This is a genomic window from Spirochaetota bacterium, from assembly GCA_004297825.1.
Classification (GTDB): domain Bacteria; phylum Spirochaetota; class UBA4802; order UBA4802; family UBA5368; genus FW300-bin19.
Genome location: SCSX01000028.1, coordinates 1 through 13,662, shown reverse-complemented (window position 1 = coordinate 13,662; position 13,662 = coordinate 1). Strand labels below are relative to the sequence as shown.

General features: G+C 60.5%; 11 protein-coding genes. 4 read left to right on the top strand and 7 right to left on the bottom strand.

The features are described from left to right. Nucleotides 1–690: hypothetical protein (locus EPN93_05610; protein TAL37632.1), on the bottom strand; the 690-nt coding region annotated here is incomplete at its 3' end. Nucleotides 691–1,439: 749 nt separating this feature from the next. On the opposite strand from EPN93_05610, the gene EPN93_05605 reads away from it, so the two are divergent. The 4 genes from EPN93_05605 to EPN93_05590 all read left to right on the top strand — a co-directional run bounded on the left by EPN93_05605 (nucleotide 1,440) and on the right by EPN93_05590 (nucleotide 6,779). After that, nucleotides 1,440–2,063 carry a beta-glucosidase gene (locus tag EPN93_05605; GenBank protein ID TAL37631.1) on the top strand — a complete coding sequence of 208 codons (624 nt, stop codon included), beginning with the start codon at nucleotides 1,440–1,442 and terminating at the stop codon, nucleotides 2,061–2,063. A gap of 374 nt (nucleotides 2,064–2,437) precedes the next feature. Further along, entirely contained in the window at nucleotides 2,438–3,805 is a 1,368-nt protein-coding gene (locus EPN93_05600) for a glutamate-1-semialdehyde 2,1-aminomutase (protein TAL37630.1), read from the top strand. An 87-nt stretch (nucleotides 3,806–3,892) separates the two neighbouring features. Further along, entirely contained in the window at nucleotides 3,893–4,471 is a 579-nt protein-coding gene (locus tag EPN93_05595; protein TAL37629.1) for a TetR/AcrR family transcriptional regulator, read from the top strand. A gap of 649 nt (nucleotides 4,472–5,120) precedes the next feature. Next, complete coding sequence (locus tag EPN93_05590) at nucleotides 5,121–6,779, top strand: YgiQ family radical SAM protein (GenBank protein ID TAL37628.1); 1,659 nt, start codon at nucleotides 5,121–5,123, stop codon at nucleotides 6,777–6,779. Between the two features lie 74 nt (nucleotides 6,780–6,853). On the opposite strand, the gene pepF is transcribed toward EPN93_05590, so the two are convergent. The 6 genes from pepF to EPN93_05560 all read right to left on the bottom strand — a co-directional run bounded on the left by pepF (nucleotide 6,854) and on the right by EPN93_05560 (nucleotide 13,642). Then, nucleotides 6,854–8,668: an oligoendopeptidase F gene (gene pepF / locus EPN93_05585; GenBank protein ID TAL37627.1), complete on the bottom strand. Its 1,815-nt coding sequence runs from the start codon at nucleotides 8,666–8,668 to the stop codon at nucleotides 6,854–6,856. Between the two features lie 56 nt (nucleotides 8,669–8,724). Continuing rightward, a complete protein-coding gene (locus EPN93_05580; protein ID TAL37626.1) occupies nucleotides 8,725–9,999 on the bottom strand; it encodes a hypothetical protein in 1,275 nt (424 codons plus the stop codon). Then, nucleotides 9,996–10,493, bottom strand: coding sequence for a hypothetical protein (locus tag EPN93_05575; GenBank protein TAL37625.1), 498 nt, complete (start codon nucleotides 10,491–10,493; stop codon nucleotides 9,996–9,998). Before EPN93_05575 ends, EPN93_05580 begins: the two co-directional genes overlap by 4 nt. 172 nt (nucleotides 10,494–10,665) lie before the next feature. After that, complete coding sequence (locus EPN93_05570) at nucleotides 10,666–11,793, bottom strand: acetoin utilization protein AcuC (protein ID TAL37624.1); 1,128 nt, start codon at nucleotides 11,791–11,793, stop codon at nucleotides 10,666–10,668. 264 nt (nucleotides 11,794–12,057) lie between these two features. After that, nucleotides 12,058–13,083, bottom strand: coding sequence for a mechanosensitive ion channel family protein (locus EPN93_05565; GenBank protein ID TAL37633.1), 1,026 nt, complete (start codon nucleotides 13,081–13,083; stop codon nucleotides 12,058–12,060). 79 nt (nucleotides 13,084–13,162) lie between these two features. Continuing rightward, the gene (locus EPN93_05560) at nucleotides 13,163–13,642 is read right to left on the bottom strand and encodes a hypothetical protein (protein ID TAL37623.1); all 480 of its coding nucleotides are present in this window, start codon (nucleotides 13,640–13,642) and stop codon (nucleotides 13,163–13,165) included. Nucleotides 13,643–13,662: the final 20 nt, after the last annotated feature.

Below are 13,662 nucleotides of genomic sequence, written 5' to 3'. Positions count from 1 at the left end.
GCGGTTTTCTGGTAAGGACGAGACAAAGCGCGGGGGGAAACTAAATGTCGGTGCGTCAGCCGGTGAGTCCTCGTACTGGTAGAGCACCATGCGGTAGAGGCTATGCTTCCCGGTCCGCAGTGAAAAATCCATCGTTACGGAGTCTTTCCTTTGTGTCCGATATCCCTCCGCGCCGGGCGCGCGTGCGCGTATCCCGTGACCCCCTCCCGTCATGGTGCGCATCGCGACGACTCCCTCCGCCAACGCGCTAAGCGTGTTCACGGGCGCATCGGCGCTCATCGCGGCTTTGGGAAGGAACGGCGCATGGGGAAGGGTCTTCGCGCGGGCGATCAGGCTCGATTCTTCGTGGGTGAGGGGAACTATCCCGCGAGCGGTAAGCACTTCGAACAATTCCACGGCCCCCGCCGCGAAGCCATCCCCGGTAGTAAGCGCCTTCAATTCATCTCCAAGGGACGTGCGCATCGAAACAGCCCTTTGAAGCGATTCCGCCCCGCACCAGGCGTTATACCGAAGTGAGGATGTATCGGCCCCGGACGTCATTAAACCGGAACGCACGGCGTCGGTCCATACCGTCTCGTCGGCGGTCCGCTCCCAGGAGGCTTTGCACTCCACCGTCGAGGCAAAACCCGCCGCGGGGAGCACGGCGCTCGCCAGGACCAGGCTCAGGAATATGTGCCGGTAGATTCGCATTGTAGTAGGGTGAACGATACTATGTGAAACTCGCAAATCTTCGATTCGCGAATCAAGTGAAAATGATTTTAATTATTTATGCAAGCTTTTTTTACCAAGCATAATGCTAGATGGTGTATAAATCTTGGTTATTACAATGAGTTTGTCTTTTCACAATGGGCCGGGTGGATTCATCAAGCCCAAAAATACAACAAAATTTACAATTCGTCCAAAAACCCTCCTACCACATCCGTCGCACCAAACTCGCACCACCGTCGCTCCGTAGTCGCTTTCATCTTCCCGGCGGCGGGAAAACCAGCTCCAAAAACACTATACAACACAAATTAGTATATGCTCACATAATGGTCCCTGGAAACCGCCTTGAACAGCTTCGGTAATTTTAAAACGTGAGTAAAATTCAAAAAATTTTAAGAATCCCTGTCCGCAAACGTATTCAAGATAACGAGTCAAACGCTAGATCAAATTTACAGGGAAACTCACTATGAGCACCATAAAACAATTCCATGCCGGACGACGTACGTAAAAATGGGGTTGGTTGCCTATTTCAGGTGGAAAGGCAGGAAGTCTCCAGGAGGAGGCTTTACACAGGGGAAGGGGGTGAGGTCCAGACCGGTTCCCTGGAACTTTATCCTCTTTTTCCGGGAAGGACAGGTGATGGATACGGTTGTACCTGGCGCTGGACCGTCTGGATTTAGAGATTGACTGCTCAATGCGTTCATGGTAATTGAAGCGAAAAAGCGAGGTTATCAATGAAATTAAAATTTGCACTGTTCCTTGTCCTGGGCGTGTTCGCGTGCGCGCTGATCGCGCAGGCGGGGGAGATGGAAACCATACCCTGGCCGGGCGGAAAGAAAAGCGCCAAGGCAGAGAAGGCGATGCCAGTCGAGGTAAAGAAGACCGAGGCGGTGTTCGGGGGCACGAAGATGATCCCGGGGGCCATGAAGGGGGAAGTATTTTTTATTCCCGAAGACAGCGGCAGCCTTCCGGATTTCAGCGTGCTGAAGCCGAACGGCACCATCTACACGAAGACCCTCAACGTTGAACCGAGAAGTTTTGATACCGGATTCCCCGGAATAAGCGACCGGACCGAGTGGTTCGCGATCAGGTACACGGGATCGTTCACGGCCGCCGCGGAAGGGGATTTCTCCTTCAGGGTGCTCTCGGACGACGGGTCGCGCGTGTATATCGACGAAACGCTCGTCGTGGATAATGACGGGGTGCATCCGCCTTCCGAACTGACCGGTACCATTAAGCTCACGAAGGGAAAGCACGCCATACGCGTTGAATTTTTCCAGGGGCCGCGCTACGAGCTCGCCTTGCAGCTTTTTGTCACGACGCCGGGCGGAACCGAGAGGATCTTCGAATCGGATTGATGATCAGATAAATCTGGCCGCTGGGCTGGATTGCCCGGCGGCAGGGTTGCATGTTCGTGAAGAGAGAGGGGCCCGCCCTTCTCTCTTTTGATTAATTGAAAAAAATACAATCCTGCCCTTATTTCCTGTCCGGGCAAACCTTGTATCTCCCTTGACATGCGCCGGAGGGGGGTACATGCTTGGACCAGGGACCTTTGCCAAGTCATTGGGGAAGTTGAGAAAGAACTCATGTTTTCGTGTATGAGGATTTTTGGTTGGGGAAGAACCACCACGCCTCCATCTCTTTCACCTCATAAATCCCCTCATCTCCCATGAAAGGCGTTGCCAGTATAGACCCTGTTTGACCTTAGACTCATTATGAATTGTGTGACACCATGAAAATCGAAAAATCGATCGAACTATTTGCAAGGGCGCAGGCCCTCATGCCGGGGGGCGTGAGCTCGCCCGTGCGCGCCTTCAAGTCCGTGGGGGGAAACCCGCTCTTCATGAAAAAGGGCGCGGGCCCCGTCCTCACCGACGAGGACGGGAACGAGTTTGTCGACTACTGCATGTCCTGGGGCCCGCTCATCCTGGGGCACGCCGACCCCGACGTGATCGGGGCGGTCGTGACGGCGGCCCAGAATGGTACGAGTTTCGGGACGCCCAACCGCTACGAGGTCGAGCTCGCGGAGATGGTGACCGCGCGCTTCCCCTCGATCGAGAAGGTCCGCTTCGTGAGCTCCGGCACCGAGGCGGTGATGAGTGCGATAAGGTTAGCGCGCGGGTATACCGGGAAGAACAAGATCATGAAGTGCGACGGCTGCTACCACGGTCACGCGGACCACATGCTCGTCGCCGGGGGATCGGGGCTCGCCACGTTCGGGACCCCGGACTCCGCGGGGGTCACCGCCGATAACGCGCGCGACACGATCGTGGTCCCCTTCAACGATCTCGACCGCCTGGAGGACGCGTTCAAAAAGGAGCGGGGGCGGATAGCCGCGTTCATCGTGGAACCGGTCCCGTGCAACTACGGGCTTATCCCCCCGTTTGAAAATTTCACCTATTATTACAGCACCGCGTGCGTCGATTCACCGGAACCCGGCAAGAACGATTGCTTCAAGAGCGAAGGATACCTGGCCTCCGTGCGCGCCCTGTGCGACAGCTACGGGGTGCTCCTCATTTTCGACGAGGTGATCACCGGGTTCAGGCTCGCACCCGGCGGCGCGCAGGAATACTTCGGCGTGAGGGCCGATATCACTACGCTGGGGAAGATCATTGGCGGCGGTCTCCCGGTGGGGGCCTACGGCGCGTCGCGCGAGATCATGGCGAAGGTGGCGCCGGACGGTCCCGTGTACCAGGCGGGGACGCTCTCCGGCAACCCGCTCGCGATGAGCGCGGGGATCGCCACGCTCGGGAAGCTTGCGAGGACCGACGGGTATGCGGTGCTCGGGCGGAAGACGGAGGAGTTCCGCGCGCTCCTGCGTCCCGTCATCGCGAAGTACGCGGGGAGGGTGCTCTTCCTCCAGCTTGGATCGATATTCGCGTTCTATTTCACCGCGAGCGAATCGGTCCTGTCCCTTGCGGACGTGAAGTCCTGCGACATGGGCCTCTTCGCGCGCTTCCACCGCGCGATGCTCGACAGGGGGGTGTACCTCTCGCCCTCAGGGTACGAGGTGGGCTTCCTTTCCACCGCGCACGGGACGCCCCAGCTCGAAAAGACCGCGCGGGCTGTCGCCGAATCGCTCGATGCGATATTCGCGTGATTTGTTGAAATGCGCTTGACGAACGGCACGCGCCTGCGTCTATGATTATCGTATGTTTTAAACGAATGTTTTAACCATAGGGCGCCAATGCATAAACGGGACGAGCCGATACGCCAGAAGATAATCATCTCCGCGATCAGCTGCATCGAAAAATCCGGGCTGCGAGGCCTCACCGTACGCGCGATCGCGAAGGAGGCGGGCGTCAACGTCGCGGCGGTTAATTATTACTTCGGCAGCAAGGAAAACCTCCTGGACGCGCTCATGAAGCAGACCCTGGAGCACATGCTCATGGACATCCGCGAGATGATGACAGGGAATCCGCGTGAAATGCTGAAAAACATTTTCACCTACCTCATAGGCGGCGCGATCCTGTATCCCAACATGACCAGGGCGCATCTCTATGACGCGTTCACCGCCAACGATTACCGCGGCGCGTTCGTCAAGCGCATCAATCCCCTCCTGGACGAGCTCTTCCCGCTCATAAGGCCCGCGCTCAGGGTGAAGGGCGAGGCAGAGGGACGCGCCCTGGTCGTCCAGATGTTTTACACCGGGTTTTTCTCCGCGATCATGCCGGACCTGTTTAAAAAATTCTGGGGCGCCGATCTCCGGGATCCGGGGACCCTGGCGCGCTATATCGACACCCTGCTCGACGCCTACCTGGCCTGAGAGTCCGTTCCCTGCGGGCTGTGGAGGGTTCGGACGAGGGGTAAAAAATCCGGGGGCCGATGCTCTTCCAGGCCGGGAGGACGGTCTCCGGGATTCGGGACTATTCCAGGCCGCTACCTGAGCCCCGTCACCTGTTCCGCGCGCGTATCAATTAAATAAGATAAACCGCAGGCTTCCTGCTATACTCGATACGCGGATCAGGGGTGCGGCCGCGGGGAGCCGATTCGAAGGCTGGCGGCACGGTTTATCGGATCACCGCGGCCCGAAAAGGGATATTTAGTTATATATAGAATCGGGGATTTCCAGGATGAAGGGCCTGAGAGCGCAAAAGGAGTGGCTGTGATTGAAGCATAGGGTGAAATGGGGCCTTCCCAGAACATATATAATTATATACGATAATGAAGGATCGGATCGCCCAGGGGGCTTCCGGCCCGGTATCCGGCAGGGGCGTATCGGACCTGGCAACGCGGAACGGTGTATATTGTTATATATGGGTCCCCTGACAGGACCGGCGTGGGCGCTGCACGGGTCCCGCCGTGTTCGGGATGCGGGTTATATCGGCCCCCTGCCCCTTTAGAATACATAGTTATGCATGCACAGGGAAGACACTAATGGTTGAATCCAGGATACTATCGCGGAGGACCGCCTCATGAGCGGGAAGGCGCTCGATTTCTTCCCCGTCACGCGCGACGACCTCGACGCGCTGCGCTGGGACTACGTGGACGTCGTGCTCGTCACGGGGGACGCCTACGTCGACCACCCGTCGTTCGGGACCGCGGTGATCGCCCGGGTGCTCGAGCGCGACGGGCTGCGCGTCGCGGTGCTTGCCATGCCCCGCTGGCGCGAGCCCGCGGTGATCGCGACGTTCGGGCGGCCGCGGCTCTTCTTCGGGGTGAGCTCCGGGAACGTGGATTCGATGATCGCGCGCCATACCGCGTTTAAAAAGGTGCGCAACGACGATCCTTACACCCCCGCGGGCATCGAGAGCGGCAAGCCCGAGCGCGCCGTGATCGTCTACTGCAATATGATACGCGCGGTGTACAAGGACGTCCCCATTGTAATAGGCGGGATCGAGGCGTCCATGCGGCGCTTCGCCCACTACGACTTCTGGAGCGACCGCGTGCGCCGCTCCATTATCCTCGACGCGCGCGCACACCTGCTCGTGTACGGCATGGGCGAGGGCCAGGTACGGGAAGCCGCCAAGAGGATCAGGGAGGGGAATTCCCTTTCCGGCATTCCCGGGACCGTGGAGGTCGCGCGCGAAGCGCCGCCCGGCGCGCTCCTGCTTCCCCCGGAGGAGGACGCGTGCGCGCGGCCGGACGCGTACCTTGAATTCTACCGGAGCTATTCGAGAAACCAACACCGGGTCCTCGCGATGCCCTCCGGAAAGCGGTTTATCGTGCAGTACCCGCAGGCGGAAACGACCCGCGAGGCGCTCGACGCCGTGTACGCGCTGCCTTTCACGCGCAAACCCCACCCGTCGTACGCGGGAAAAATCCCGGCCTTCGAGATGATCAAGCATTCAATCACCGCGCATCGCGGGTGCGTGTCCGGGTGCGCGTTCTGCTCGCTCTCGCTGCACCAGGGGCGAAGAATCGTGCGGCGGAGCGTGGAATCGGTGCTGGCGGAGGCGCGGCTGATCGCCGCCATGGATTATTTCACGGGACATATCAGCGACGTGGGCGGGCCCTCGGCGAACATGTACGGGACCGGGTGTGCCGCGGACTGGAAGTGCGCCCGGGAAAGCTGCGCCTGGCCCGACCTGTGCCCGAATCTGCGCCCCAACTCGAAGGAATGGATGAAGCTGCTCGCCTCGGTCGAAAAGGTGCCCGGCGTGAAGCAGGTCACGGTGGGCTCCGGGATACGCTACGATCTCCTCATGCGGGACGACCCGTCCTGCCTGCGCGCGCTCCTCGCGCGCCATGTGAGCGGGCAGCTCAAGATCGCGCCGGAGCACACGAGCGCGCGGGTACTCCGCGCGATGCGCAAGGCGCCGCTGGTCGACCTTGAGGATTTCATGCGCGAATTTTTCAACGCGGCGAAGGCCGCGGGGAAGAAGCTCTACGTGGTGCCCTACCTCATGTCATGCCATCCCGGCTGCACCGACGCGGACATGAGCACGATGAAGAACGAGGTCCAGAAAATCTTTCACTTCATCCCGGAGCAGGTGCAGGCGTTCATCCCGCTCCCGCTCACCCTGTCATCGGTGATGTATTATACGGGGAAGGACCCCTTCACCGGCGAAACGCTTTTTTCCGAGAAGGACCCGCGCAGGCGCCGCAGGCAGCACGACATCCTTTTTAAATAGCGCGCTTCTCCGAAGGCGTACTTTGGTCTTTTCAAATTAATTAGCGTTCATTTGCGCTAATTCGCGGTTGGTTTCTATAACGTCCCGTGTACCGATACAAACTCTCGCACGAGCGAACCGAAGTGCGCGAGCGCGGCCTTCACCGGTACGGGGCTCGCCATGTCCACCCCTGCTTCACGAAGCTCGTCTATGGGAAACATGCTTCCGCCTAACGTGAGGAAACGCAGGTACCGCTCCCTGGCCGCCGAATCGCCTTTCGCGACCGCCCCCGCGAGCGCGATCGCCGCCGAGATACCCGTCGCGTACTTGTACACGTAGAACGGCGAATAGAAATGCGGTATCCTGAGGCACTCGAGCTCCAAAACCTGGTCCACCGTCATCGCCCCGCAGAAATAGGCGTCCAGGAGATCGCGGTATATTTTGCGGATCGTCTCGAGCGTGAGGGGATCGTGCGTCTCGGCGAGGGCGTGCGCGGTTTTTTCGAATTCGGCGAACATGGTCTGGCGGATGAGCGTCCCCCGGATGTCGTCGATCTCGCGGTTAAGGATGTAGGCGCGCATGCGCGGGTTATCGGCGTACTTTTTCATGAGGTGGTTGGAAAGGAGCACCTCGTTGAAGGTCGAGGCGACCTCGGCGACGAAGATGGTGTAGTCGCCATAGTGGTAGGGCTGCGCCTTGCGCGAGAAGTACGAATGCATTGAATGGCCGGCCTCGTGTATCAGCGTATAGAGGCTGTTGATGGTGTCGTCACGGTAGTTCATGAGAATATAGGGCGGCGAGTCGTAGCAGCCGGAGGAATATGCCCCGCTCCGCTTCCCGCGGTTTTCGTACCGGTCCACCCATCCGCCCAGGAGCCCCGCGCGCAGCACGCCCGTGTATTCCTCACCGAGCGGGGCGAGCGCATCGACGCAGGTCTCCACCGCCTCTTCGAAGCTCATCGAGAAGGGGAGGTCCGGGACGATGGGGACGTAGGTGTCGTAGAAGTGGAGCTCGGCGAGGCCCAGGGCGCGCTTCCGGAAGCCAAGGTACTCGGCCAGGGGCGCGAGGTTCGCGCGCACGGATGCGACAAGGTTGTCGTACACGGATTCCTCGACCGCGTCCTGGAAGAGGGAGCCGGCCCTGCATGAGGCGTATTTTCGCACGCGTGCGTAGAAGACGTCCTTTTTCACCGAGTGGGCAAGCGCTGTGGCGATGCTGTGCCGGTGCGCGTCGTAGGCCTCGTAATAGGTGAAGAAGGCGTTTTTCCTGACCGCCGCGTCCGGGTTCATGAGAAAGGAGATGAAGTTCCCGTGGCTAAGCTCGACGGCGGCGCCCGCGGGATCGACGACGGTGCCGAATTTCAGGTCGGCATTGTCGAGCTGGCCGAAAAACTGCTGCGGGGCCGCGGCGATCTCCCCGCCCATGGCGAGGACCTCCTCGACCTCGCGCGAGAGGGTGTGCGGCTTCGTGCGCAGAATCTTGTGGAGGTAGAATTCGTAACCCTTCGCGCGCCCGTCCGCCAGAAAGGCGCTCATCGTGTCCGCGGGAATATCGTGCATCTCGGGAACGATGAAGCTCGCGGCCTCGGAAAGGCGCGTGTACAGGTTCATGGCCCGCCCGTACAGCCCCAGGTACGCCTGGTTCGTCTTGTCCTCGTCGCTTTTCAGGTGCGCGTAGGTGTAGAGCTTTTCCATGTCGCGCGAGAGCGCGAGGTCGAGCGCGATCACGCCGAAAAACGCCTCCGCCGACAAGGCGAGCCGGTCTTTAAATTCCGCATAACGGGGAATGCCCGCCTCGACCTTCCCGAAAAGAATCTCCCATGCCGCGTCGTCGGCGAAGAGCGGGGCGAGGTTCCACCGGTGTTCCTGTGCGGTGTCGTTTCTGGATGGAATTTCGTGCTGTAGGGCCATTGGGCGTACCCCCTGTGGTAGATTGCTCGTTTCGACTCCGCTCGTTTCGACTTCGCTCAACGAGCGGACGTATTGGCTTCGCTCGTTTCGGCTCCGTCCAACGAGCGAGCGCCCCCCGCACCCTGAGCGGAGTCGAAGGGCGCGTCTTTCACGAGGAGCGCAACCTTTATTCCGCCGTTCATGAAGAGAATTTTCCGCGAATACGGGAGATCGAGCGCCCTCTCGCATTCCTGTCCCGGCGCGACGATCGCGAAGCGCGCCGCCGCGTAGTCCGCCTTCACCTTTTCGCCGATCATTTTATAGAAGAGGACCGTTCCGGCGCGGCTTCCCATGCGACCGCCGTACGGCGGGTTCAAGACCAGGAGCGTCGTTGCGTCGGGGGCGATATCGGACACATAGTCGAAGAAATCCATTTTCACGGGGCTCACCGAAGACGACACTCCCGCGGTCTGTGCGTTAGCAGTGGTCGCCAGAAGCGCGCGCTCGTCCGTGTCGCCGCACACGATGCGAAGCGACCCGTGCGCGGGCCCCGGGGAGCGGAAATTCTTTTTCAGGTAGCCGAACGCCGCGGGGCGGAACGCGGGCCAGGACTCGAAGGCGAAGGTCCGCGTCTCCCCCGCGGGGCGCCCCGCGCTCATCAAGGCAGCCTCGAGCGAAAAGGTGCCAGAGCCGCACATGGGGTCGATAAGCGTACGCACCGTTTCCAGGCGCGCGGCACGCAGGATGCACGCGGCGAGCGTCTCGCGCAGGGGTGCGTCCACCACGTGTGTCCGGTAGCCGCGCCGGTAGAGGGGCTCCCCGGTCGAATCGATGCTCAGGGTGCAGATATCGTCCTGGAAGCGCACGAAGACCTGCGCCCCCTCCGGGGATTCCGCGTCGCCGGGCTGCGGAACCGGCAATCCGGCTGCGGAAAACCGCTGCGATACGGCCGCGCGGATCTCCTGCTCTATGCGCCCCGTGTGGTAGAGCCGGGAATGGCGGCAGGTGATCGAAAACGAGAGCGGCGCGCCGCCGGCAAGGTGAAGCTCCCAGGGAAACTCGAGCGCCTTGGCCCGCAGACGCGTAAACTCTTCCGCCCGGAACACGGTCAGGCGCATGAGGAGGCGCGTGGGCGTGTACGCGGCGTAATTGACGCGGTAGACGTCTTCCAGTTTCCCTTCGAATTCGACGCCGCCCTCCGTGAGGTCGAGCGTCGAGGCGACGCCCAGCTCGCGAAGCTCGGCGGCGGCGGTCTCCTCGAAGCCGGGGTGCACGACCGCGAAGAGCCGGTGCTCCCGGCCGGTCACGTGCTGTCGAATGCGGCGTGCGAGCGCTTTCGCGGTATCGGTCATTTTGATTTCGCGATCGCGAGCAGCACGCCCATGGTGCCCTCCTCGATCTCGAAGTTGGAGGAATAGAAATCGTGCAGGCGCTCGGTGGCGAGTATCTCGTGGAAGCCGGCGAGCTCCGGCGGTGAGAGGGAAATCTCGGCCGAGATGTTCTGGAGCCTGCCGATCGTGTTCCCCGCGATCATGTTCCCGACCTCGCCCAGTATGTCGAGATGCTCGCCGTCGAAGAAATCCTGCGAAATGCCGGGAACGAGCTTGGAGCACACGGCGAACGCGGTCTTGAGCGAGATGAAATAGGCGAAGTAGCCGGTGAGGTCGGCGCTGTAATCTATCTTGATTATTATGTCGTTCGGCAGGCTCGCGAGCCTCCGCGCGAAGATCTTTTTCGGGCGCGCCTCGGTGGTGAGGAGAGACCGGAACACCGAGGAGATCGTCTCCGCGATGTTCTGGAAATACAGTTTGCCCTTTTCCTCGACCTTGATGCCGTTTCTCATCATATATCACCCATTCGTATTCGTGTGCGGGCCCTGCCGTTTATGTCTTTGTGGTGGGGGTGCTGGCGCAGCGCCGTCGAATATCGCCTTAAGGGGAGACCATACAGGGAGGGCGGAATATTTGCAACTGATATTCGCGTATCGGCCCCCGCGCGACTTAAATCGCCCAGGGCCGTCAGATACCGTGGATCGGGAACACGTTCTCCTTTAAGTATGACACGATATGCCGCGCGTGCGCGAAGCACTCATCCTTTGCGGATCCGGTTGCGACGAAGGGATCGTCGTACAGGTTTCCCGCGTGTGACTCGGGACCGTACATCATCCCGCCGACCACGCCCGCGAAGTGATCGTGCGGCGTGAGACCGCAGAATTCCGCCCACGCGAGGGTCCACAGCGCCGCGGTCTTGTAGGCGTTGTAGCCGCCCCCGCCGGTCGCGAGTATCCGGGGGCTCATGGCCTTGATGTCGCGGATCACCCTCCGGTAGCCGTTCGAGGTGAGGCACAGGTGGGCCAGCGGGTCGTCGCGGTGCGTGTCTCCTCCTACCTGCGCGAACAGGAAATCCGGCTTGAAGGCCGCCACGAGCGGGGGGACTATCTCCTCGAACGCATACACGTACACCTCGTCGTCGGTGCCCTTGAGGAGGGGAACGTTCACGTTGAAGCCGCGGCCCTCGCCCTCGCCCGTCTCGTTTTCGAACCCGCTCCAGGGGAAGAGCGTGGCACCCGACTCGTGCATGGAAATCGTGAGCACTTTATTCGAGCGGTAGAAGGCGCTCTCGACGCCGTTCCCGTGGTGGACGTCGATATCGACGTAGGCGATGCGCTTCCCCTGCCGGACGAGCGCCTGCGCCGCGATGGCGATGTCGTTTACGTAACAGAATCCGCCCGCGTGGTCCTTGCCGCCGTGGTGGAAGCCCCCGATGGGATTGAAGGCGAACGAGGCCTCCCCCGCGAGAAGCTTCATGGCCGCCTGGTAGGTGCCGCCCGCGGTGACGAGGGAGTAGCGCATCATGCCGGGGAACACGGGGTTGTCCCCTGTGCCCAGTCCCGCTTCCAGCATCTCGACGCTGAATTGCCCCGCATCGGCCCGCCTCAGGACGTCGATGTAATAACGCGTATGGAAAAGTGACAGGAGCTCCTCGTCAAGCGGCTGCGGCGTGACGACCTCCTGGTCGGCCTCGCCCAGGAGTGAGTAGCGGTTGAGAAGGTCCATCAGGTATTTCCCGCGGCCGGGCTTGAAGGGGTGGTGGGGATCGTACTCGACCCTTGAAATCTCGTCTGAATACATGAGCACGTGTTTCATCGCTGCTGCCCCCGTCTTCGGGATTGGCGTACGATCAAAGTATAGCGCGCGCGGTCCTAGTCTAAATAAAATTTACATTTATACCCGGTATTGTTCAATGCGAAAAAGCACCAGAAACCAGGTTTCTAACACGTCTTTGCGGCGGAACCCCCCTTATCTCGTCAAATCTCCCTCTCTCCCATTCTTACACGTCCGTTCCCCGGGGGTGATTAGATCGGAAACGGCCGGGGGGGCCGATACGACCGTACCCAGAGAACGATGCCCCTACTTCATGTGAACCGCCCTCACCGGGAACGGGATCTCGATGCCCTCGCGCGCGAACCTGGTGTGGAGGCGCTTGATGAACTCGTGTGTCAACAGGTACTGCGCCGGGAATTCGCGCGCGCACAGGAACACCTTGAAGTCTACGCTCGATTCCCCGAACCCGGTGAAGCGCACGTACGGCTCGAAGCCGGGGTCTGCGCCCTCGACCGAGCCCTGCACCGCGCGTGCGACCTCGATCGCGACGCGTTCCGCGGTCTCCAGCGCGCTCCCGTAGGCGACGCCCGCCTTCACGGCGAAGACGAGCTCCTTCGAAGGGAGGTGATAGTTCGTGATGATCGCCGATGCGAGCTTCGCGTTGGGGACTATCACCATGTTGCCTTCAAGGGTCCGGATGCTGGTATTGCGCCAGGTGATGTCCGTGACGTGCCCCTTCGCGCCGTTTTCCAGCAGCACGTAGTCTCCCCGGCTGAACTGCCCGGAGGCGAGGATCTGCAGGCCCGCGAACAGGTTAGAGAGGGTGTCCTGCAGGGCGAGCGCGACGGCGAGTCCTCCCACGCCCAACGCGGTGAGAATCGGGGTGATCGAAATTCCCAGGCTCTGTAAAATAACGAGGAGTCCGATCAGCATGACAACCGTGCGCACGATGTTCGCGATGATGGTCGTCTGGGGAAGCGCCCCCTCGCGCCGGCTCGAGTAGAGGTCCACGAAACCCACGGCGATGCGCGCCGCGCAGAGGGTCACCGTAAAGATCACTACGGTGAGAATGGCGGCCGACAGCGCGTGCGCGATCCGCTCTCCTACGGGCACGGACAGGATCGCGCCGTAAATCCCCGCGAGCGCGAACCAGAGTATCGTCATGTGTCTGAGCGCGCCTATGACGACCGCGTCCCATCCCCAGTTCGTGCGCCACGCGACCTTTCGCAGCACTCCCAGGACCACCTTTTCCGAAACGAAGCCAACCAGAATCCCGCCGCCTGCAAGCGCGACGGGCGTGATCCATTCGTGCGCGTCACGGAAAAAATCCATCGAATCCACCTCTCCGGGAAGATGGGCGTAAATGGGCATACCTCACCTCTGATTTGGTGTGCATGCGGACGAAAGATGCTTAATGTGAAGCGGTGCGGCGGAGTATTTTCGTGGGTGAGGCCCTTTTCGGGAGGTTTTCGGTGTCTCCCCAGTAGAATTCCCAGCACAGAATGCCCCCTGTGCTCCTTTGGCCGATGGCATAATGGGGGAACCGAACATAATTATACCTTCCGGCCGAATCGCACAGCAACTCGTGCAGGTAGCGCTTCGTCGCAATGGCTACCAGATACGAGACCGAGAACCGGCTCAACTTACGGAAATCCGAAGCAAACTCATTCTCATTCTTCCTATAGCGAATCGGAAAACAATGCCACCTCTTCCAGGGATCACGGGGCTGATACTTCACCAGGGTAAACCCTCCCTGAAACCGATCAATATCGCGTAAAACGCGTTTCAGGAGCATAATGACGACCTGCTGGCGGCTTGTTTTCAGCTTTGCCGCGGCAAGGGCGATATTCACGTAGACGATGTGGCTCATGTTTATAGAAGTGCGAAGCATTCCGTATCCTCCGGGACAAA

Coding starts and splice junctions, on each gene's coding strand:
- EPN93_05605 (TAL37631.1), top strand. CDS start 1,440: ATGAAATTAAAATTTGCACTGTTCCTTGTCCTGGGCGTGTTCGCGTGC.
- EPN93_05600 (TAL37630.1), top strand. CDS start 2,438: ATGAAAATCGAAAAATCGATCGAACTATTTGCAAGGGCGCAGGCCCTC.
- EPN93_05595 (TAL37629.1), top strand. CDS start 3,893: ATGCATAAACGGGACGAGCCGATACGCCAGAAGATAATCATCTCCGCG.
- EPN93_05590 (TAL37628.1), top strand. CDS start 5,121: ATGAGCGGGAAGGCGCTCGATTTCTTCCCCGTCACGCGCGACGACCTC.
- pepF (TAL37627.1), bottom strand. CDS start 8,668: ATGGCCCTACAGCACGAAATTCCATCCAGAAACGACACCGCACAGGAA.
- EPN93_05580 (TAL37626.1), bottom strand. CDS start 9,999: ATGACCGATACCGCGAAAGCGCTCGCACGCCGCATTCGACAGCACGTG.
- EPN93_05575 (TAL37625.1), bottom strand. CDS start 10,493: ATGATGAGAAACGGCATCAAGGTCGAGGAAAAGGGCAAACTGTATTTC.
- EPN93_05570 (TAL37624.1), bottom strand. CDS start 11,793: ATGAAACACGTGCTCATGTATTCAGACGAGATTTCAAGGGTCGAGTAC.
- EPN93_05565 (TAL37633.1), bottom strand. CDS start 13,083: ATGGATTTTTTCCGTGACGCGCACGAATGGATCACGCCCGTCGCGCTT.
- EPN93_05560 (TAL37623.1), bottom strand. CDS start 13,642: ATGCTTCGCACTTCTATAAACATGAGCCACATCGTCTACGTGAATATC.